The organism is Caulobacter sp. GW456-12-1-14-TSB4, from assembly GCF_059424195.1.
Genome location: NZ_JBWKZF010000009.1, coordinates 116,309 through 135,167, shown reverse-complemented (window position 1 = coordinate 135,167; position 18,859 = coordinate 116,309). Strand labels below are relative to the sequence as shown.

The following is an 18,859-nucleotide window of genomic DNA, read 5'->3' as shown; positions in this document are numbered from 1 at the left end:
CCTAGAGCGCCCAGCCCTGGTGCAGGGCCGCGACGCCGCCGGTGAAGTTGGTGAAGGTCACCCGCTTGAAGCCGGCGTTCTCCATCATCCCGGCGAAGGTGCGCTGGTCGGGGAAGCGGCGGATGCTCTCGACCAGGTACTGATAGGCCTCGCGGTCCTTGGCGACCCACTCGCCGACCTGTGGGATGACCTTGAAGCTGTAGGCGTCGTACGCCTTGGCCAGCGCCTCGGTCACCGGACGCGAGAACTCCAGGCACAGGAAGCGGCCGCCCGGCTTCAGCACGCGGCGCGCCTCGCGCAGGGCCGCGTCGATGTCGGTGACGTTGCGGATGCCGAACGAGATGACATAGGCGTTGGCGTAGTTGTCCGGCAGCGGCAGGCGCTGGGCGTCGCCGACGGTCCAGGTGATCTCCGGCTCGCCGCCGCGCTCGATGCCGGCCATGATCATCTCGGCATTGTAGTCGACGATGTTGATCGTCGCGTCCGGGCCGCCCCGGCGCTCTTGCGCCGATCGGGCCATCTTGGCGAAGCGGCGGGCCATGTCGCCGGTGCCGCCGGCGCAGTCGACGATCACCTCGCCCGGCTGCGGGTTGAGGCGCGCGGCCACGGCGTCCTTCCAGAGCCGGTGGACGCCACCGCTCATCAGGTCGTTCATGATGTCGTAATTCTTGGCGACGCGGTCGAAGACCCCGCGCACCATCCCGGCCTTCAGCGAGGCGTCGACATCCTTGAAACCGAAGCTGGCGGAGGTGTTGCTCATGACGTCTTTGGGCCGCGCTCTCTATATGACAAACCGCTCTTAGCCCGCGTCTTCCGCCGAAGGAACACCCTTGCCCGAATTGCCCGAAGTCGAGACCGTCCGCCGGGGCCTGGAGCCCGTGCTGTCCGGGGCGCGCCTGGCCCGCGTCCGCGCCAACCGGCCCGACCTGCGCTTCCCGCTGCCGGATGGCTTCGTCCAGCGACTGACCGGGGCCAAGATCCTGCGCCTGGACCGCCGGGCCAAATACATCTTGGCTCCGCTGGATCGCGGCGACACGCTCGTCATGCACCTGGGGATGACCGGCCGCTTCGAGATCGCCGCGCCGGAGGGAACGGTGCGCCCCGGTGACTTCGCCCGCGAGGTCACGCCCGACGACAAGCACGCCCACGTCGTCTTCGAGACCGAGGAGGGCGCGGTGGTCACCTATTACGACCCACGCCGCTTCGGCTTCATGGACCTGATCCCGACCGACGCCGTCAGCCGCCATCCGTGGTTCGCGACCATGGGCCCCGAGCCGCTGGGCGACGGCTTCGACGCCAAGACGCTGGAAAAGGCCTTCGCCAACCGCAAGCAGGGCCCCAAGACCCTGCTGCTGGACCAGAAGACCGTGGCGGGCCTGGGCAATATCTATGTGTGCGAGGCCCTGCACCGCGCGCACATCTCGCCGTTCAAGCCGTCGGGCGGGATCGCCAAGACGCGCCTCGGCCCGCTGACGACCGCGATCAAGGAGGTGCTGGGCGAGGCCGTCGAGGTCGGCGGCTCGACCCTGAAGGACTTCGCCGCCGCCGACGGGGCGCTGGGCTATTTCCAGCACCGCTTCCGCGTCTATGACCGCGAGGACGAGCCGTGCCCGACCCCTGGCTGCAAGGGCGTCATCGCCCGCGAGGTCCAGGCGGGCCGATCGACCTTCTTCTGTCCAGTCTGCCAAGTCTGAGGCGTTTCGGGGAAGCCTGAGGTTGCAAGCTTCGCCAGGGCGCGCCAGGGTCCTCGTCGAACATTGATCGGCGAGGGCGGTCCCATGGTGCGAGTGTCCAGGCGTGGTGTCTTGAGTTCCCTCGTCGCCGTGGCGGCCGCGATCGGCGGACGCGCCAAGGCGGCGGTGTCCGGCCCGCCCGTGGCGCGGCTCTCGCCGGTGACCGACACCTATTTCGGCACGCCGGTCGTCGACGACTACCGCTGGATGGAGACCTTCCCGCGCACGCCCGAATGGGACGCCTGGCTGAAGGGCCAGGCCGATCACGCCCGGCGGGTGCTGGACGCCCTGCCGGATCGCGCGGCGATGGCCACGGCGATCCGCCGCTATGACGACGCGCTGGAATGATCGGCGTGCAGCCCGCCGGCCGGAGGCTGTTCCTGCAGAGGGTCGAGCCGAGCAGCCCGATGCCGCGCCTGTTCGTGGCCGACGCCGTGGGCGGGCCGGAGAAGCTGGTGTTCGACCCGGCCGCCGAGCGTCGTCCCGGCGGCCCGCCGGTCTCGCTGGACTGGTTCCTGCCTTCGCCGGACGGATCGCTGGCGGCGCTGGGCGTCGGCGAGGGCGGCTCGGAGATCACCGCCGCCTGGATCGTCGACGTCGCTTCGGGCGCGCGCACCCGGATCACCGCCCTGCGCTCCAAGGGCAGCGGCTGGAGCGGCGACGGCAAGGCCTTCTTCTATTATCGCGTCCGCGCCGACGCCGTGCCGGGCGCGACCGACTACGAACAGGGCGGCAGCTGCTGGATGCACCGCATCGGCACGGACCCGTCCGCCGATGTCGAGATCCTGCGCTCGGGCGAAGGGCCCGACTTCGTGGCCCAGGAGGACGACGCCCCGTTCGTCTTTGGCGGGGCCGGCAGCGACTGGGTGCTGGGGACCCACCTGCTGAACGGCTATCTGCAGACCCAGGTCTATGTGGCGCGCGCCGCGGACGTGGCGGCCGGCAAGCCCGCCTGGCGCAAGGTCGCCGGCCGCGCGGACGGGGTCGTCACCAGCGTCCTGGTCGGCGACGGGCTCTATCTGCTGGCCAATGGCCGGCAGTCGAGCGGCGAGGTGGTGCGGGTCGATCTGGCCAAGGGCCAGACCTTCGCCGAGGGCGCGACCGTGCTGCCGGCGAGCGCGGTGGTGATCGACACGCTGGGCGCGGCCAAGGACGGGGTCTATGTCCACGGCCTGGTCGCCGGCATGGGCGCGGTCATCCGGATCGGCCTCGACGGCAAGGTCGATCGCCTGTCGCCGCCCCAGACGGGCGCCATCTTCGGGCTGGCGACCTCGCCCCTGACCGACGGCGCCTGGTACGGTTCGGACGACCTGACGCGTCCGGCCGGCGTGTTCCGGATCGACGCGGCCGGCTTCACCGCCCACGAGGTCAATCTCGGCAAGCTGAAGCCGATCGACGCGTCGCGCTACGTGACCGAGCGGATGGAGATCAAGGCGCGCGACGGCGCGCTGGTGCCGATCGAACTGCTGCGCCTGAAAGCCCTGAAGCGCGACGGCGCGGCGCCGACCATGATCCAGGCCTATGGCGCCTACGGCACGGTCCTCGATCCGGGTTTCAGCGTCTCGGCCCTGGCCTTCCTCGATGCGGGCGGGATACTCGTCTACGCCCATGTGCGCGGCGGCGGCGAGAAGGGCGAGGCCTGGCACCAGGCCGGCATGAAGACCACCAAGCCCAACACCTGGCGCGACACGATCGACGTCGCCCTGGCCCTGGTCGCGATGGGCTGGACCAAGCCCGGCCATCTGGCGGTCGAGGGCACCTCGGCCGGCGGCATCATGGCCGGGCGGGCCCTGACCGAGCGTCCGGACCTGTTCGGGGCCGCGATCGCCAATGTCGGCTGCTTCGACACCGTCCGCTTCGAGTTGACCCCCAACGGCAAGGGCAACGACGCCGAGTTCGGCACGGTGAAGAAGGAAGACGAGTTCCGCGCCCTGCTGGCCATGGACTCCATCCGCGCCGTCAAGCCGGGCGTGCGCTATCCGGCCGTGCTGCTGACCACCGGCGCCAATGACCGCCGGGTCGAGCCCTGGATCGTCGGCAAGTTCGCCGCCACCCTGCAGGCCAAGAGCAGCCGCCCCGACCCGGCCATCCTCAGCGTCAATTACGAGGGCGGGCACTATGTGGGCGACCGGGAGGCGTCGATCGCCCGACGGGCCGACGGCTACGCCTTCGTGCTGGCCCACACGCGCGGACCCTCTCTATAACGGCTCTGTTCAAGCAGGAGACCGTGATGGCCGAGTACCAGACCCTGATCGTCGAAGCGCCCGAGACCGCGCCGGGCGTCGCCTTGATCCGCCTGAACCGGCCCGAGGCGCTGAACGCGCTGAACACCGCTCTGCTGGCCGATCTCGCCCAGGCGCTGGCGGCGGCGGAAGCCGACGACGGCGTGGGTTGCATCGTGCTGACCGGCTCGGCCAAGGCCTTCGCGGCCGGCGCCGACATCAAGGAGATGTCGGACAAGACCTACGCCCAGATGTTCAAGGCCGACTTCTTCACGGCCGGCGCGCGGGCGATCGAGCAGTGCCGCAAGCCGATCATCGCCGCCGTCGCCGGCTACGCCCTGGGCGGCGGCTGCGAGCTGGCCATGATGTGCGACTTCATCCTGGCCGCCGACACCGCCAAGTTCGGCCAGCCCGAGATCAACCTCGGCGTCGCGCCCGGCATCGGCGGCACCCAGCGCCTGACCCGCTTCGTTGGCAAGTCCAAGGCCATGGACATGATCCTGACCGGCCGGATGATGGGCGCCGAGGAGGCCGAGCGCTCGGGCCTGGTGTCGCGGGTGTTCCCGGCCGACACGCTGATCGACGAGGTCCTGGCCATCGCCGCCAAGATCGCCGGCCAGTCGCCGCTGGCCGCGGCCATGAACAAGGAACTGGTCGAGGCCGCCTATGAGACGACCCTGACGACGGGCGTGGCGCTGGAGCGGCGGCTGTTCCACTCGCTGTTCGCGTTCGAGGATCAGAAGGAAGGCATGGCGGCCTTCGTCGAGAAGCGCAAACCGGCATTCAAAGGCGAGTAGTCTTTTCTGGTCGCGTGACGGGCGCCAAAACCGGTTCCCACTTTTGGCTGTCACGCTCGGAAACGATTGCGCCAAAATGGCCCGCAGGATTCTAGCCTGTGGACCGTTGACCCCGGCCAGCGCTTCCCGTATATCCGCGCGCTCTGTTTTCCCTGCTTCGCGGTCGCCGCGTGGCTGTCCGTTTGAAGGTCCGACCTAATGGCCAATAATCCCGGCGCCAAGAAAGCGATCCGCAAGATCGCCCGCCGCACCGAAGTCAACACCGCCCGTCGCTCGCGCGTGCGCACCTTCCTGCGCAAGTTCGAAGACGCCATCGCCAAGGGCGATGTGGCTGTCGCCAAGGCCGCTTTCGTGGAGGCTCAATCGGAGCTGATGCGCGCGGTTTCGAAGGGCGTGGTTCACCCCAATACGGGCTCGCGCAAAGTGTCGCGCCTGGCTGCTCGTCTGAAGAAGCTGGATAAGGCCGCGGCCTAGTCCAGAATTTGGACGAACGCCGTTCGTCCAACGATTACAAGTATTTACAAAAGCCGATCAGGTCCGCCTGGTCGGCTTTTGCTTTGAATCCAAGGCTCTATTCCTGCCGTTGCAATCTGTGATCTGAGTAGCTGGCTTGGCTATTCCCTTGCCGGGCGAGGGGCTCTCGCGAGTCAACAGAAATATCCGGGCTCGGACGCAAGTTTTCCGTTTGACCGGCGGGGGCCGGTGGCTAGTTTAAGCGTCTCAGCGCTTCTCCAGTCTTTGGAAAAACGAGACGGCGGCGGACCCATAGCGTTCGCCGGGTAAGAACCTGTGTGCGTTGAGTGAACCGGCCGTACGCCTTTGGGGGGCGGGCGGCAGGAATGGTAGCGGCGGTTGTTTTTGTGCGAGGCGGTGGACGAATGACGATGAAGGGCGGGGTGGCCAGCCAGGACTTCTCGGCGGCGATTTCGACGGCGGCTTGCGAGCCGGCGACGAGCGTCTGGTCGAAAGTGTGCGTGGCCCTGAAGCGCGAGCTTGGCGATGCGGCCTTTGGGTCGTGGATCGCTCCGGCGATGTTGCGCGAGGCCTCGACCGGTGATGTCGTGCTGGTCACGTCGACGGGCATCGCCCGCGACTGGATCCGTCGCAGCGCCTGGCGTCGCATCGGTGAGCTGTGGACCGCGAACGACGCGACCGGCCGCCGTATCGACCTGAAGTCGCGCCTGGAATTCGAGGCTGCTCAAGTCGGCTCGGGCGTCGCCTATGTCGAAGCCGCTCCGAAGGCCGCCGAACCCATCGAGATCGTCCTGCCCGTGTCGAGCGACACGCCGATGGCCATGGCGCCGGGCGCCAAGTCGCCCCGCACGCAAGGCCTGCAGGAACGCTTCACCTTCGAGACCTTCGTCCCGGGTCCGGCCAACGAGTTCGCCCACGCCGTGGCGCGCCGGATCGCCAACTGGGCCGACGGTCACTTCAATCCCGTGCTGTTCCACGGCCCCTACGGCTTCGGCAAGACCCACCTGCTGAACGCCCTGGCCTGGGAAGCCATGCGCAACGCGCCGGAAAAGCGCGTCGTGTACCTGACCGCCGAGCGCTTCCTGTCGACCTTCGTGCGCGCCCTGATGGATCGCCAGACGGCGGCCTTCAAGGAAGAGCTGCGCGCGGCCGACCTCCTGATCATCGACGACGTCCACTTCATCGCCGGCAAGCAGTCGACCCAGGAAGAGCTGTTCCACACGCTGACCGCCCTGGTCGAGGAAGGCCGCCGCGTCGTGTTCTCGTCGGACCGTCCGCCGTCGGCCATGACCGAGATGGACGCCCACCTGCGCTCGCACCTGTCGGCGGGCCTGGTCTGCGGCCTGGAGCCGGCCGACCGCAGCCTGCGCATGGGCATCCTGGAAAAGAAGATCCAGACCCTGGCCGTGGCCCATGGCTTCGAGCCGACCATGCGTCCGGACGTGCTGCAGTTCCTGGCCGACCGCTTCACCGACAGCGTCCGCGAGCTGGAAGGCGCGCTGAACACCCTGTCGGCCCGCGCCGGCGAAGGCCTGTCGCGCATGACCCTGGACGAGGTGCAGGCCATTCTGCGTCCGCACCTGCGGTCGGGCGAGAAGCGCATCACCATCGACGACATCCAGAAGGCGACGTCCGAGCACTATGGCATGAAGCAGGCCGACCTGCTCAGCGAGCGCCGCAACCGCGCCGTGGCCCGTCCGCGCCAGGCCGCCATGTGGCTGGCCAAGCAGCTGACCACCCGTTCGCTGCCGGACATCGGCCGTCGCTTCGGCGGTCGCGACCACACCACCGTCCTGCACGCCGTGCGCCGCATCGAGGCCCTGCGCGCCGAGGACAGCGCCCTGAACCACGACCTGGAAGTCATCACCCGCAAGCTGCGCGGCTGATCCGTCCTCCAAGACTGCTCAAGGAAAAGGCCGCTCCGAAAGGGGCGGCCTTTTTCGTTGGGCGGTCGCGCCATCGGACACCCTCTCTCATGGAGAAAGGGTATCAGACAGCACCTCGGCAAACGTCCGCGCGAAGGTGTGAGTGTCGCCCGGCCAGCGAGCCGAAATGTAATTGCCATCCCGCACCACGAGCGCCGCGCTGGCGTCGGTCGCGGTGTCCCGCGCCAGGCCGCTGGTCTTCTTGCCAAACAGCGGATCGTCCGTCGGCACATCCAGGAAGTCGGCGGGCGAGGCGAGGTTGCGGGTGACCTCGTGCTGGACGGACATGTAGCCCTCGGGCTCGCCGGGCTGTTCCACATAGGTCCGGTAGTAGCCGGCATCCCAGAAACGGCCCAGGTGGGCGATGGCGCTGGCGGCCTTCTCCTGCTTCCAGGTGAGCGCGGTGGTCTTGCGGCCGTGCAGGACCGAGCGGCCATCGGCGGCCTGGCTACGGGCGGCCAGCAGCACGCCATGGCAGATGGCGGCGACGGGCTTGTCGGCGGCGAAGGTCTGCGCGACCAGGCGCTGGAGGTCCGGGCTTTCCAGATAGGACCGCATCCCGCGCGCCCGGTGGCCGCCGGGCAGCAGCAGGCCGTCGAAGTCGTCGACGCTCGGCCCCGGCCAGGTCAGCGGCGCTTGATAGGCCGGGTCGGCGATCATCGCCTTATGGGCGCGGCGGGCGCCGGCATTGGCGCGCAGCAGCAGGCCGAACAGCTTCAGTTGGCCGAGGACCGGGATCGGGCTCCACGGATCGAGGCCCCGGCCCGACACCATGATCGGGTCGGCTTGCGCCGGTTTGCCATCGGGCGTGGCGAAGGAGATGCGATGGCCCGCCGCCTTCAGCACGGACCAGCTCACCGCCGCCTCGGTCGGGTCGAAGTCGAGGGCGGGCAGGGGGATCAGGACGTGGGCCATGGGCTCAAGAGACTACGCGTCGGTCGTTTTGAAAAGAGACAGTTGAAATTCGACAGTCTGGTGGCAGTATATCGCCATGACCGACGATCAGCCCCGCTATACGGCCCGCGATCTGGCCGCCCTGTGCGACGTCTCCGAGCGCACCGTCCGCTACTATGTGGCCGAGGGTCTGTTGCCGCCGCCGGCCGCGCGCGGGCGTGGGGCCAATTTCGACGACGGGCACCTGACGCGGCTGCGGCTGATCCGGGCCATGCAGCAGGCCGGCAACGACCTCGACACCATCCGCGACTATCTGCGCGAGCTCGAGGTCGAGCTGGCGGGACGCCCGGTGGGGTTCGAGAGCGCCCTGGCCGTCTGGAGCGGCCGCACCGAACGGCTGGAGATCGCCGAACGCTTCCACGCGCGTTGGAACGTGCCCCAGCCGGTGCACCGCTATCAGGTGGCCCCCGGGGTCGAGGTGCTGATCTCCAGCGTCGGCGGCCCGCCGCAAGCGCGGTTGCAGGCGGCGCTGAAGGCCATGCGCGAGGCGCTGGAGGACGAGGACGCCTAGCGCGCCCTGCGCAGGGTCAGATTGATCCGGCCGCCGCCGGGGACCAGGCTCGACGAGCCGGCCAAAATCCGATCGACCCCATGGAAGGCCAGCCGCGCCGGTCCCGACAGCCGGCAGACGTCGCCGGAGCTCAGCTTCAGGCTCCGCGTCGGGTCCTTGCGCGAGGTCCCGCCGATCCGGAACACCGCCGTGTCGCCCAGCGAGATCGACAGCACCGGGAAAGCCGTGTCGGCCTCGTCGCGATCCTGGTGCAGGCCCATGCGGGCTTCGCCGCGATAGAGGTTGATCAGGCACGAGTCCGGCGGGGTGTCCGGATCGCCCAACTGTTTCCAGAGATCGAGCAGGGCGGGCGGCATGGCCGGCCAGGGCTGGTCCGTGCCCGGATGGCGTTCGGCGTAGCGGTATCCGCTGGCGTCGCTGGTCCAGCCCAGCGGACCGAAGGCGGTCATGCCCACGCTCATCGCCTTGCCATAGGCCGTGCCGTAGTGCGCGAACGGCGCCGTCTCGGCCGCCGCCGTGACCGCATCGACCAGGGCGGCCTGGGCCGCGGGGTCCAGCAGGCCGGGCCAGAGGTCGAAACCCGGAACGACGGTGAGGGGCTGAAACATTACTGAAATTTAAGACGCGCCATAGGGACGGAAGGTGTTGGTTTGCGCTTCCGGCGAGGGGGCCGGACTATTTTTCCATATCAGGACCGTACATGCGCCGTCTTATGTCTTCCGCGGCCGTCGCCGTGATTTTGTTCGCCGCTGGGAATGTCTCCGCCGCGACCGCCGCCAAGGCTCCGGCGGCCGTCCAGGCCGGCTCGAAGGGCGCGACCTTCGCCTCGGTGACGACCCAGCTCCCGCGCAACGTCCGGCCCTCGCACTACGACCTGTCGTTCACGCCCGACGCCGACAAGATGGCCTTCAGCGCCAGCGTGAAGATCGCCATCGAGGTCGTCGAGCCCACCGCCACCGTCACCCTGCAGGCCGCTGACCTGGCCTTCTCCAAGGCCGAGATCGCTGGCGTGGGCGCGGCGACCGTGAAGATCGACGACGAGGCCCAGACCGCCAGCTTCACGTTCGCCAAGGCGCTTCCGAAGGGCAAGTACGTCCTGGCCCTGGACTACACCGGCAAGATCTACACCCAGGCCGCGGGCCTGTTCGCGCTCGACTACGAGACCGAGACCGGCAAGAAGCGCGCGATCTACACTCAGTTCGAGAACAGCGACGCCCGCCGCTTCATCCCCTCGTGGGACGAGCCGTTCTACAAGGCCACCTACAGCGTCGAGGCCACGATCCCGACCGGCCAGATGGCCCTGAACAACATGCCGATCGCCTCGTCCAAGGACCTGGGCAACGGCAAGACCCTGGTCAAGTTCGCCACCTCGCCGAAGATGTCGACCTACCTGCTGTTCTTCGGCCTGGGCGAGTTCGACCGCGCCTCGGTCAAGGCCGCCGGCGTCGATGTCGGCGTGGTCACCAAGAAGGGCGATGCGCCCAAGGCCGATTTCGCCCTGAAGTCGGCTGCCGACATCCTGCCCTGGTACAACGACTATTTCGGCACCCCGTACCCGCTGCCGGTGCTGGACAACATCGCCGCCCCGGGCCGCAGCCAGTTCTTCAGCGCCATGGAGAACTGGGGCGCGATCTTCTACTTCGAATACGCCATGAACCTGGACCCGAAGATCTCGACGGAGTCCGACAAGCAGAACGTCTTCACCACCGTGGCCCACGAGATGGCCCACCAGTGGTTCGGCGACCTGGTCACCATGGCCTGGTGGGACGACCTGTGGCTGAACGAGGGCTTCGCCTCGTGGATGGAAGGCCGCGCGACCGAGCACTTCCACCCCGAATGGAACGCGGCCCTGGGCGCCGTGGGCGGGCGTGAATACGCCATGGGCCTGGACGCCCTGTCGACCACCCACCCGGTGGTGCAGCACGTGACCACGGTCGAGCAGGCCAGCCAGGCCTTCGACGCCATCACCTACCAGAAGGGCGAGGCCGTCATCCGCATGCTGGAAAGCTATGTGGGCCATGACGCCTGGCGCGACGGCGTGCGCGCCTACATGAAGAAGCACGCTCACGGCAACACGGTCAGCGACGACCTGTGGTCGTCGGTCGAGGGCGCGGCCAAGAAGCCGATCCTGGCCATCGCCCACGACTTCACCCTGCAGCCGGGCGTGCCGCTGATCACCGTCGACGCGGCGACCTGCGCGGCCGGCAAGACCACCCTGACCCTGACGCAGTCCGAGTTCAGCAAGGACATGCCGGGCAAGAAGCCGCTGCTGTGGCGCGTGCCCGTCACCGTCCAGGCGGTCGGCGGCGGCGAGGCCAAGACCCTGGTCACGGGCGGCAAGGGCTCGGTCACGGTGGACGGCTGCGGCCCGGTGGTCGTGAACGCTGGCCAGGCCGGCTATTTCCGCACCCAGTACGGCCCCGAGCGCTTCAGCGGCATCGTCCAGAACTTCGCCAAGCTGCCGGCGATCGACCAGCTGGGCGTGATGAGCGACGCCTGGTCGATGGGCCTGGCCGGCTACCAGCCCGCCACCGACTTCCTCGACCTGGCCAAGGCTACGCCGGCCGAAGCCGATCCGCAGGTGTTCTCCAAGATCGCCGGCGTCTATTCGGCCATCGACGCCTACTATGAAGGCATGCCCGCCGAGCGCGCCGCGTTCCGCAAGCTGGCCATCGCCAAGCTGCGCCCGCTGCTGGCCAAGGTCGGCTGGAACGCTCAAGCCGGCGAGGCCGACCGCATCGCCATCCTGCGCGGCGAGCTGATCGGCACGCTGGGCGGCCTGGGCGATCCGGACGTCGTGGCCGAGGCCACCCGCCGCTTCAACGCCGACAAGACCGACCCGTCGGCCATCCCCGGCGCCCTGCGCAAGACCATCCTCAGCGTCGTGGCCCGCCACGCCGACGCCGCCACCTGGGACAACATCCACGCCCAGGCCCTGGCCGAGAAGACCCCGCTGATCCGCGCCCAGCTGTTCTCGCTGCTGGCCTCGGCCGAGGACGAGACCCTGGCCAGGAAGGCCCTGGAACTGGCCCTGACGCCGGAGCCGGGCGAGACCATGTCCAGCTCGATGATCAGCCGCGTGGCCGGCTCGCACCCGGACATGACCTTCGACTGGGCCGTGGCCAACAAGGACAAGGTCAACGAGAAGGTCGACTCCACGTCGCGCACCCGGTTCATCCCGGGCCTGGGCGCCGGCTCGTCGAACCCGGCCACCGCCGAGAAGATCAAGGCTTGGGCGGCGGCCAACCTGGCCGAGGGTTCGCGCAAGGAAGGCGACAAGGCCGCCGTCTCGGTGCTGAACCGCGCCAAGATCCGTGAACAGCGCTTGCCCGCCATCACCGCCTGGGTCGCCAAGAACGGCTAAATCCTGGATAACTTGATATTTTTCATGGTCGCGCTCGAAATGGGCGCGACCATTTTTCTTGTCCGAAAGGACAGAATCCCCCTCGCCGCATGGGGTTATGGCCTTGCGCCCCGTCCCCTATCCCCCATATCGGGCTTCGAAGCGGGGTTGACGGGCTCGTCAACTTCGCACAACGCATTTTGCCCGCTCGGTTTTCACCGACGGAACAGGATGTGGACCCAACCGTAAACGTACGAACCCATCGGGGACGGGAACGAGAAAAACCGGGGCGCTTCCGAGAAGGCCCTAGTCCACCGTCCGCCTTAAGGAGCGAACAGGTACCAAAATGAGCAAGATTATCGGCATCGACCTGGGCACCACGAATTCGTGCGTGGCCATCATGGATGGCAAGAACCCGAAGGTGATCGAGAACGCCGAAGGCGCTCGCACGACCCCTTCCGTGGTCGGCTTCCAGGAGGACGGTGAGCGCCTGATCGGCCAGCCCGCCAAGCGCCAGGCGGTGACCAACCCGACCAACACCCTGTTCGCGATCAAGCGCCTGATTGGCCGCACCGCGAACGACCCGGTGGTCGAGAAGGACAAGGGCATGGTGCCCTACGAGATCGTCAAGGGCCCGACCGGCGACGCCTGGGTGAAAGCCCAAGGCAAGGACTACAGCCCGCAGGAAGTGTCGGCCTTCATCCTGCAGAAGATGAAGGAAGCCGCGGAAGCTCACCTGGGTGAGACCGTGACCAAGGCGGTCATCACCGTCCCGGCCTATTTCAACGACGCCCAGCGTCAGGCGACCAAGGACGCCGGCAAGATCGCCGGCCTGGAAGTCCTGCGCATCATCAACGAGCCGACCGCGGCGGCCTTGGCCTATGGCCTGGACAAGAACGACGGCAAGAAGATCGCCGTCTACGACCTGGGCGGCGGCACGTTCGACGTCTCGATCCTGGAAATCGGCGACGGCGTCTTCGAAGTGAAGTCGACCAACGGCGACACCTTCCTGGGCGGTGAAGACTTCGACCTGCGGATCGTCGACTACCTGGCCGACGAGTTCAAGAAGGAGCAGGGCGTCGACCTGCGCAAGGACAAGCTGGCCCTCCAGCGCCTGCGCGAGGAAGCGGAAAAGGCCAAGAAGGAGCTGTCCTCGACGGCTCAGTACGAGGTCAACCTGCCGTTCATCAGCATGAACGCCTCGGGCCCGCTGCACCTGAACATCAAGCTGTCGCGCGCCAAGCTGGAAGCCCTGGTCGACGACCTGATCGCCCGCACCATCGGTCCGTGCGAACAGGCCCTCAAGGACGCCGGCCTGAAGAAGAGCGACATCGACGAAGTGATCCTGGTCGGCGGCATGAGCCGCATGCCCAAGGTCCAGCAGGCGGTGCAGGACTTCTTCGGCCGTGAGCCGCACAAGGGCGTGAACCCGGACGAAGTCGTGGCGCTGGGCGCCGCGGTGCAGGCCGGCGTGCTGCAAGGCGACGTCAAGGACGTGCTGCTGCTGGACGTGACCCCGCTGACCCTGGGCATCGAGACCCTGGGCGGTGTGTTCACCCCGCTGATCGAACGCAACACCACCATCCCGACCAAGCGCTCGCAGACCTTCTCGACCGCCGACGACAACCAGTCGGCCGTGACGATCCGCGTGTTCCAGGGCGAACGCCCGATGGCCGTCGACAACAAGGTCCTGGGTCAGTTCGACCTGGTCGGCATCCCGCCGGCCCCGCGTGGCATTCCGCAGATCGAAGTCACCTTCGACATCGACGCCAACGGCATCGTGCAGGTCCACGCCAAGGACAAGGCGACCAACAAGGAGCACTCGATCCGCATCCAGGCCAATGGCGGCCTGTCGGACGCGGACATCGAGCGCATGGTCAAGGAAGCCGAGGCCAACAAGGCCGCGGACGAAGGCAAGAAGAAGCTGGTCGAGGCCAAGAACCAGGGCGAGGCGATCCTGCACTCGACCGAGAAGGCCCTGGCCGAGCACGGCGACAAGGTCGGCGCGGCTGAAAAGGGCGCGATCGAGACCGGCATCACCGAGCTGAAGACGGCTCTGGAGGGCGAAGACGTCGAGGCCATCCAGGCCAAGACCCAGGCGCTGATCCAGGCCTCGATGAAGCTGGGCGAGGCGATGTACGCCGCCCAGTCGGGTTCGGAAGACGGCGCTGACGGCGCCGAAGCCGCGGACGATGGCGTCGTCGACGCCGAGTTCGAAGAAGTCGACGACAACAAGCCGGCGAACTAATCGCCATGCGCGCGCCGCGGAACATGCTCGATAGCTCTGTTTCGCGGCCGCGACCTCTTGCCGCTTCGCCCGAGGACGCCTTGCGCCGGGCCGCGTGCTATCCCACCTCTTCCTTCATCAACGCCACTTTCGTGGGCCTTTTGGGCGCCAGACGCTGACGATGCGCGACTATTACGAAATCCTCGGCGTGACCCGGACCATCGATGATGCTGGTCTGAAGTCCGCGTTCCGCAAACTGGCGATGGAACACCACCCGGACCGCAATGGCGGCTGCGAGAACGCCACCGGCCGGTTCAAGGAAATCAACGAGGCCTATTCGGTCCTTTCCGATGCGCAGAAGCGCGCAGCCTACGACCGCTTCGGCCATGCCGGGGTCAATGGCGGCCAAGGCGGCGGCGCGGGCGGCTTCGGCGGCCAGGGCTTCGACGCCGGCGATATCTTCAACGATGTCTTCGGGGATGTGTTCGGCGAGATGTTCGGCGGCGGTCGTCGCCAGTCGAACGGTCCCCAGCGCGGCCAGGACCTGCGCTACGATCTGGAGATCTCCCTGGAGCAGGCCTATGCCGGCGCCGAGGTCGAGATCAAGGTGCCCGCCGCCATGACCTGCGAGGTCTGCGAGGGCTCGGGCGCCAAGCCCGGCACCAATCCTACTGTCTGCGGCACCTGCGGCGGCGCTGGCCGGGTCCGCGCCACCCAGGGCTTCTTCGCGGTCGAGCGCGGCTGCCCGCGCTGCGGCGGCTCGGGCCGCATGATCCTCGACCCCTGCACCAACTGCCACGGCCACGGCCAGGTGCGCCGCGAGCGCATCCTGTCGGTCCGCATCCCGGCCGGCGTCGATGACGGCGCCCGCATCCGCCTGGCGGGCGAGGGCGACGCGGGCGCGCGCGGCGGCCCGCGCGGCGACCTCTACATCTTCCTGTCGGTGACCCCGCACGAGCTGTTCGAGCGCGATGGCCTGGACCTCCTCTGCACCGTGCCGGTGCCGATGACCACGGCCGCTCTCGGCGGCGAGATCGAGGCTCCGTGCCTGCTGGGCGGCGAGACCTGTGACGGCGAATGCCGCATCACCGTCGCCGTCCCCGAAGGCGCCCAGACCGGCAAGACCGTCCGCCTCAAGGGCAAGGGCATGCCCTCCCTGCGCAGCCGCCAGCGCGGCGACCTGGTCGTCGAACTCTTCGTCGAGACCCCGACCCACCTGTCCGCGCGTCAGAAGGAACTGATGCGCGAACTGGCGGGCCTGTGCGGCGAGAAGCAGAACCCCAAGTCGGCCAACTTCGTCGGCAAGGCGAAACGGTTCTGGGAAGAGGTGACGGGGAACTAGGGCTTTCCCGTCGGTCGTCTTTCTTCCGCTCGGACAGCCGCGCGGCGGTTGTAGCGGCCCAGAACCCAGATCGCCACGAGCAGCAGGGTCAGCGCGATGGCGGCGACGCCCGCGGCAGCGCCCATCATGGACTTCAGGGTCTCATCGTCCGGCCGGATCATCGCGCGGGGTTCCGGTGGGCGGAAGACAAGCGGGATCGTGACGGAGCCCGGTGGCCCGTTGGGGTCGGGCACGGTCATCTGGAACTTCGACGCCATCTTCAGCGCCGCTTCGCCGAAATGCTCGCCGGTCGGCGACTCTTCCAAGACCATGCAGCCGTCCAGCCGCCCGTTGGCCATCACGTCGCACTGGATCGTCGCCTTGCCGGGGATGTCATGCCGCGCGGCGCGCGCCGGATAGAATTCGGCGAGATCCTCGCCGGAGGGCTTCACCAGCCAGTCGGGCCGGCGGATCAGCGTGCCGGCGGGCGGCGATGGCGAGGCTGTCGTCATGCGGCAGGCTCAACCGGGCATGGATCGTTCGTCAAGCGGCTTCGAAAGTGGGTCGAGCGGTGTTCCATCCCCCGATTTCCTTAACGCCGACTCTTAACGTGGGGCGCGACGCTCTGTACTTTCCGGCGTCATGAACGCCCACGCCACGCCGACCCCTGCGCACCTTCTCGACCCCACCGGCGCGACGCCGGTGATGCAGCAGTTCTTCGAGATGAAGGCGCGGCAGCCCGATGCGTTGATCTTCTTCCGCATGGGCGATTTCTACGAGCTGTTCTTCGACGACGCCTACAAGGCCGCCGCCGCCCTGGGCATCAGCCAGACGTTCCGGGGCACGCATGCGGGCCAGCCGATCCCGATGGCGGGCGTGCCGCAGCACGCGGCCGAGGCGTATCTCTCCAAGCTGATCCGCATGGGCTTCAAGGTCGCCGTCTGCGAGCAGATGGAAGACCCGGCCGAGGCCAAGAAGCGCGGCTCAAAGTCGGTGGTCCGCCGCGACATCGTCCGGGTGGTGACGCCGGGCACCCTGACCGAGGACGGCCTGCTGGACGCGCGCGGGGCCAACCGCCTGGCCGCCGTCGCCATCCGCGCGGGGCAAGCGGCCGTGGCGTCGGTCGAGCTGTCCACCGGCGAGGTCGAGGTCTTCGCCCTGGCCAAGGAGGCCGTGGCCCCGATCCTCGCCGCCCTGGCCCCGTCCGAAACCTTGGTCGCCGACCGCCTGCTCTCCGACGACAGCCTGTCCCAGACCCTGAAGATCTGCGGCGGTCTGGTGCAGCCGATGCCTTCGGCGCTGTCGGAGCCGCAGGCGTCTGAAGCCCGCGTGAAGCGCCTCTACGGCGTTGACACCCTGGATGGCTTCGGCGGACTGACGCCGGCCGAGATCGGGGCCTTGGGCCTGATCGCCGCTCACCTGGAGATGACCCAGGCCGGCAAGCTGCCGGCCCTGCGCGCGCCGCGTCGCGCGGCCGACGCCGACGTGATGGCCATCGACCCGGCCACGCGCGGCAGCCTGGAGATCGACCGCACCCAGACCGGCGACCGCAACGGCTCGCTGCTGGCCTGTATCGACCGCACGGTTTCGGCTGGCGGCGCTCGGATGCTGGCTTCGCGCCTGGCTCGGCCGTTGCTGGACGTCGGCGCCATCGATCAGCGCCTGGACGCCGTCGAGTGGTTCGTCGAGCACCGCCAACTACGCCAGCGCCTGCGCGAGGTGCTCAAAGGTTCGGGCGACATGGCCCGCGCCCTGTCCCGTCTGGCCCTGGGCCGGGGCGGTCCGCGCGATCTGGGCACGCTGCGCGACACCCTGAAGGTCGGCGAACGCCTGGCCGGCATGGCGGGTGGTTCGCCCGATCCGCTGTCGCCGCCGCCGTTCGAGCTGGAGCACGCCTTCAAGGCCCTGACGCCGTCGCTGCACGAGGGCCTGTCGCAGTTCCTGACCGTGCTGGAGCAGGGCCTGGGTCCCGACCTGCCGGCCCTGGCCCGCGACGGCGGCTTCGTCGCCGCCGGCATCCGGCCCGAGCTGGATCAGGCGCGCGGCCTGCGCGACGACAGCCGCAAGGTCATCATCGCCCTCGAGGCCCAGCTGATGGCCGAGAGCGGCGTGCCGCTGAAGATCCGTCACAACGGCGTGCTCGGCTATTTCGTCGAGGCCACGGCCGGCAAGGCCGACCCGCTGTTCCAGCCGCCGCTGAACGCCACCTTCATCCACCGTCAGACCCTGGCCAACCAGGTGCGCTTCACGACAGTGGAGCTGGCTGACCTGGACGCCCGCATCGCTCAGGCCGCCGAGCGCGCCCTGGCCATGGAGGTCGCCGCCTTCGAGGACTGGCGCGAACTGGCCCGCACCCAGGCCGACGCCATCCAGATCGCCGCCGAGGCCCTGGCGCGTCTGGACGTCGCCTCGGCCTTGGCCGAATGGGCGGAAGACTCCGGCGCGGTGCGGCCGATCGTCGACAAGTCCTACGCCTTTGACGCCAAGGGCGCCCGCCACCCCGTCGTGGAGGCGGCGGTGAAGCGCGCCGGCGACCCCTACACGCCCAACGACTGCTGCCTGGACGCCTCGGGCGAGACCGGCGCGCGGCTGTCGATCGTCACTGGGCCGAACATGGCCGGTAAGTCGACCTTCCTGCGCCAGAACGCCCTGTTGGCCATCTTGGCTCAGTCGGGTTGCTACGTGCCCGCCGCCAGCTTCCGCCTCGGCGTCGTCGATCGCCTGTTCAGCCGCGTCGGCGCCGGCGACGACCTGGCCCGTGGCCGATCGACCTTCATGATGGAGATGGTCGAGACCGCCGCCATCCTGACCCAGGCCGGTCCGCGCTCGCTGGTGATCCTGGACGAGATCGGCCGGGGCACGGCCACCTATGACGGCCTGGCCATCGCCTGGGCCTGCGCCGAGGCCCTGCACGACACCAACCAGAGCCGCGCCCTCTTCGCCACGCACTATCACGAGCTGGCGACACTGGAGGAGCGGATGGCGTACGTCTCCAACCTCAGCCTTCGGGCCAAGGAGTGGAACGGCGACCTCGTCTTCCTGCACGAGGCTGCGGCGGGTCCGGCCGACCGCTCGTACGGCGTGCAGGTGGCCAAGCTGGCGGGCGTGCCGGGTCCGGTGGTCCACCGCGCCCGCGAGGTGCTGGATCGCCTGGAGAGCAAGGACCAGTCGCCGGCCAAGCTGGACGACCTGCCGCTGTTCGCCGTGAGTCAGGCCGCCGCGCCCGTGCTCGTCAAAGCGGCGCCGAGCGCCGTCGAGGACACCTTGTCCGACCTGGACGTTGACGGCATGAGCCCGCGCGAGGCCCTGGAGGCCCTCTATCGTCTTAAGGGTCTCCTCAAGACCTAACGGG

At 68.5% G+C, this 18,859-nt stretch carries 15 protein-coding genes; 11 read left to right on the top strand and 4 right to left on the bottom strand.

Features of this window, described 5'->3' with window-relative positions; translation table 11 throughout:
* Nucleotide 1: 1 nt before the first annotated feature.
* A complete protein-coding gene (locus tag AC07YH_RS11015; protein WP_494620122.1) occupies nucleotides 2-760 on the bottom strand; it encodes a class I SAM-dependent methyltransferase in 759 nt (252 codons plus the stop codon).
* 70 nt (nucleotides 761-830) lie between these two features.
* On the opposite strand from AC07YH_RS11015, the gene mutM reads away from it, so the two are divergent.
* The 6 genes from mutM to dnaA all read left to right on the top strand — a co-directional run bounded on the left by mutM (nucleotide 831) and on the right by dnaA (nucleotide 7,112).
* A complete protein-coding gene (gene mutM, locus AC07YH_RS11010; RefSeq protein WP_494747032.1) occupies nucleotides 831-1,694 on the top strand; it encodes a bifunctional DNA-formamidopyrimidine glycosylase/DNA-(apurinic or apyrimidinic site) lyase in 864 nt (287 codons plus the stop codon).
* Nucleotides 1,695-1,805: 111 nt separating this feature from the next.
* Nucleotides 1,806-2,081 carry a hypothetical protein gene (locus AC07YH_RS11005; protein WP_494747031.1) on the top strand — a complete coding sequence of 92 codons (276 nt, stop codon included), beginning with the start codon at nucleotides 1,806-1,808 and terminating at the stop codon, nucleotides 2,079-2,081.
* Between the two features lie 5 nt (nucleotides 2,082-2,086).
* Nucleotides 2,087-3,937, top strand: coding sequence for a prolyl oligopeptidase family serine peptidase (locus tag AC07YH_RS11000; protein WP_494747030.1), 1,851 nt, complete (start codon nucleotides 2,087-2,089; stop codon nucleotides 3,935-3,937).
* A gap of 26 nt (nucleotides 3,938-3,963) precedes the next feature.
* Nucleotides 3,964-4,752, top strand: coding sequence for an enoyl-CoA hydratase (locus AC07YH_RS10995; protein ID WP_494747029.1), 789 nt, complete (start codon nucleotides 3,964-3,966; stop codon nucleotides 4,750-4,752).
* 198 nt (nucleotides 4,753-4,950) lie between these two features.
* On the top strand, nucleotides 4,951-5,226 hold the full coding sequence (rpsT, locus tag AC07YH_RS10990; protein ID WP_004617408.1) for a 30S ribosomal protein S20: 276 nt from the start codon (nucleotides 4,951-4,953) through the stop codon (nucleotides 5,224-5,226).
* Between the two features lie 404 nt (nucleotides 5,227-5,630).
* On the top strand, nucleotides 5,631-7,112 hold the full coding sequence (gene dnaA / locus AC07YH_RS10985; protein ID WP_494747028.1) for a chromosomal replication initiator protein DnaA: 1,482 nt from the start codon (nucleotides 5,631-5,633) through the stop codon (nucleotides 7,110-7,112).
* Nucleotides 7,113-7,199: 87 nt separating this feature from the next.
* Here dnaA and AC07YH_RS10980 read toward each other — a convergent pair whose 3' ends face one another.
* Nucleotides 7,200-8,066 carry a type 1 glutamine amidotransferase domain-containing protein gene (locus AC07YH_RS10980; RefSeq protein ID WP_494747027.1) on the bottom strand — a complete coding sequence of 289 codons (867 nt, stop codon included), beginning with the start codon at nucleotides 8,064-8,066 and terminating at the stop codon, nucleotides 7,200-7,202.
* Nucleotides 8,067-8,142: 76 nt separating this feature from the next.
* Between AC07YH_RS10980 and AC07YH_RS10975 the strand changes: the two genes are divergently transcribed.
* Nucleotides 8,143-8,616, top strand: coding sequence for a helix-turn-helix domain-containing protein (locus tag AC07YH_RS10975; protein ID WP_494747026.1), 474 nt, complete (start codon nucleotides 8,143-8,145; stop codon nucleotides 8,614-8,616).
* On the opposite strand, the gene AC07YH_RS10970 is transcribed toward AC07YH_RS10975, so the two are convergent.
* On the bottom strand, nucleotides 8,613-9,224 hold the full coding sequence (locus AC07YH_RS10970) for an alpha-ketoglutarate-dependent dioxygenase AlkB (protein WP_494747025.1): 612 nt from the start codon (nucleotides 9,222-9,224) through the stop codon (nucleotides 8,613-8,615). The two genes, AC07YH_RS10975 and AC07YH_RS10970, sit on opposite strands and share 4 nt — an antisense overlap.
* Before the next feature lie 92 nt (nucleotides 9,225-9,316).
* Here AC07YH_RS10970 and AC07YH_RS10965 point away from each other — a divergent pair, with 92 nt between their 5' ends.
* The 3 genes from AC07YH_RS10965 to dnaJ all read left to right on the top strand — a co-directional run bounded on the left by AC07YH_RS10965 (nucleotide 9,317) and on the right by dnaJ (nucleotide 15,528).
* The gene (locus AC07YH_RS10965) at nucleotides 9,317-11,980 is read left to right on the top strand and encodes a M1 family metallopeptidase (protein WP_494747024.1); all 2,664 of its coding nucleotides are present in this window, start codon (nucleotides 9,317-9,319) and stop codon (nucleotides 11,978-11,980) included.
* 325 nt (nucleotides 11,981-12,305) lie between these two features.
* Nucleotides 12,306-14,207 carry a molecular chaperone DnaK gene (dnaK, locus tag AC07YH_RS10960; RefSeq protein ID WP_494747023.1) on the top strand — a complete coding sequence of 634 codons (1,902 nt, stop codon included), beginning with the start codon at nucleotides 12,306-12,308 and terminating at the stop codon, nucleotides 14,205-14,207.
* 160 nt (nucleotides 14,208-14,367) lie between these two features.
* Nucleotides 14,368-15,528 (top strand): molecular chaperone DnaJ, encoded by a 1,161-nt coding sequence (gene dnaJ, locus AC07YH_RS10955; RefSeq protein WP_494747022.1) that lies wholly within the window; start codon nucleotides 14,368-14,370, stop codon nucleotides 15,526-15,528.
* Here dnaJ and AC07YH_RS10950 read toward each other — a convergent pair.
* Entirely contained in the window at nucleotides 15,525-16,019 is a 495-nt protein-coding gene (locus AC07YH_RS10950) for a TonB family protein (RefSeq protein ID WP_494747021.1), read from the bottom strand. The genes dnaJ and AC07YH_RS10950 overlap by 4 nt on opposite strands.
* Before the next feature lie 130 nt (nucleotides 16,020-16,149).
* On the opposite strand from AC07YH_RS10950, the gene mutS reads away from it, so the two are divergent.
* Nucleotides 16,150-18,855: a DNA mismatch repair protein MutS gene (gene mutS / locus AC07YH_RS10945; protein WP_494747020.1), complete on the top strand. Its 2,706-nt coding sequence runs from the start codon at nucleotides 16,150-16,152 to the stop codon at nucleotides 18,853-18,855.
* Nucleotides 18,856-18,859 lie beyond the last annotated feature (4 nt).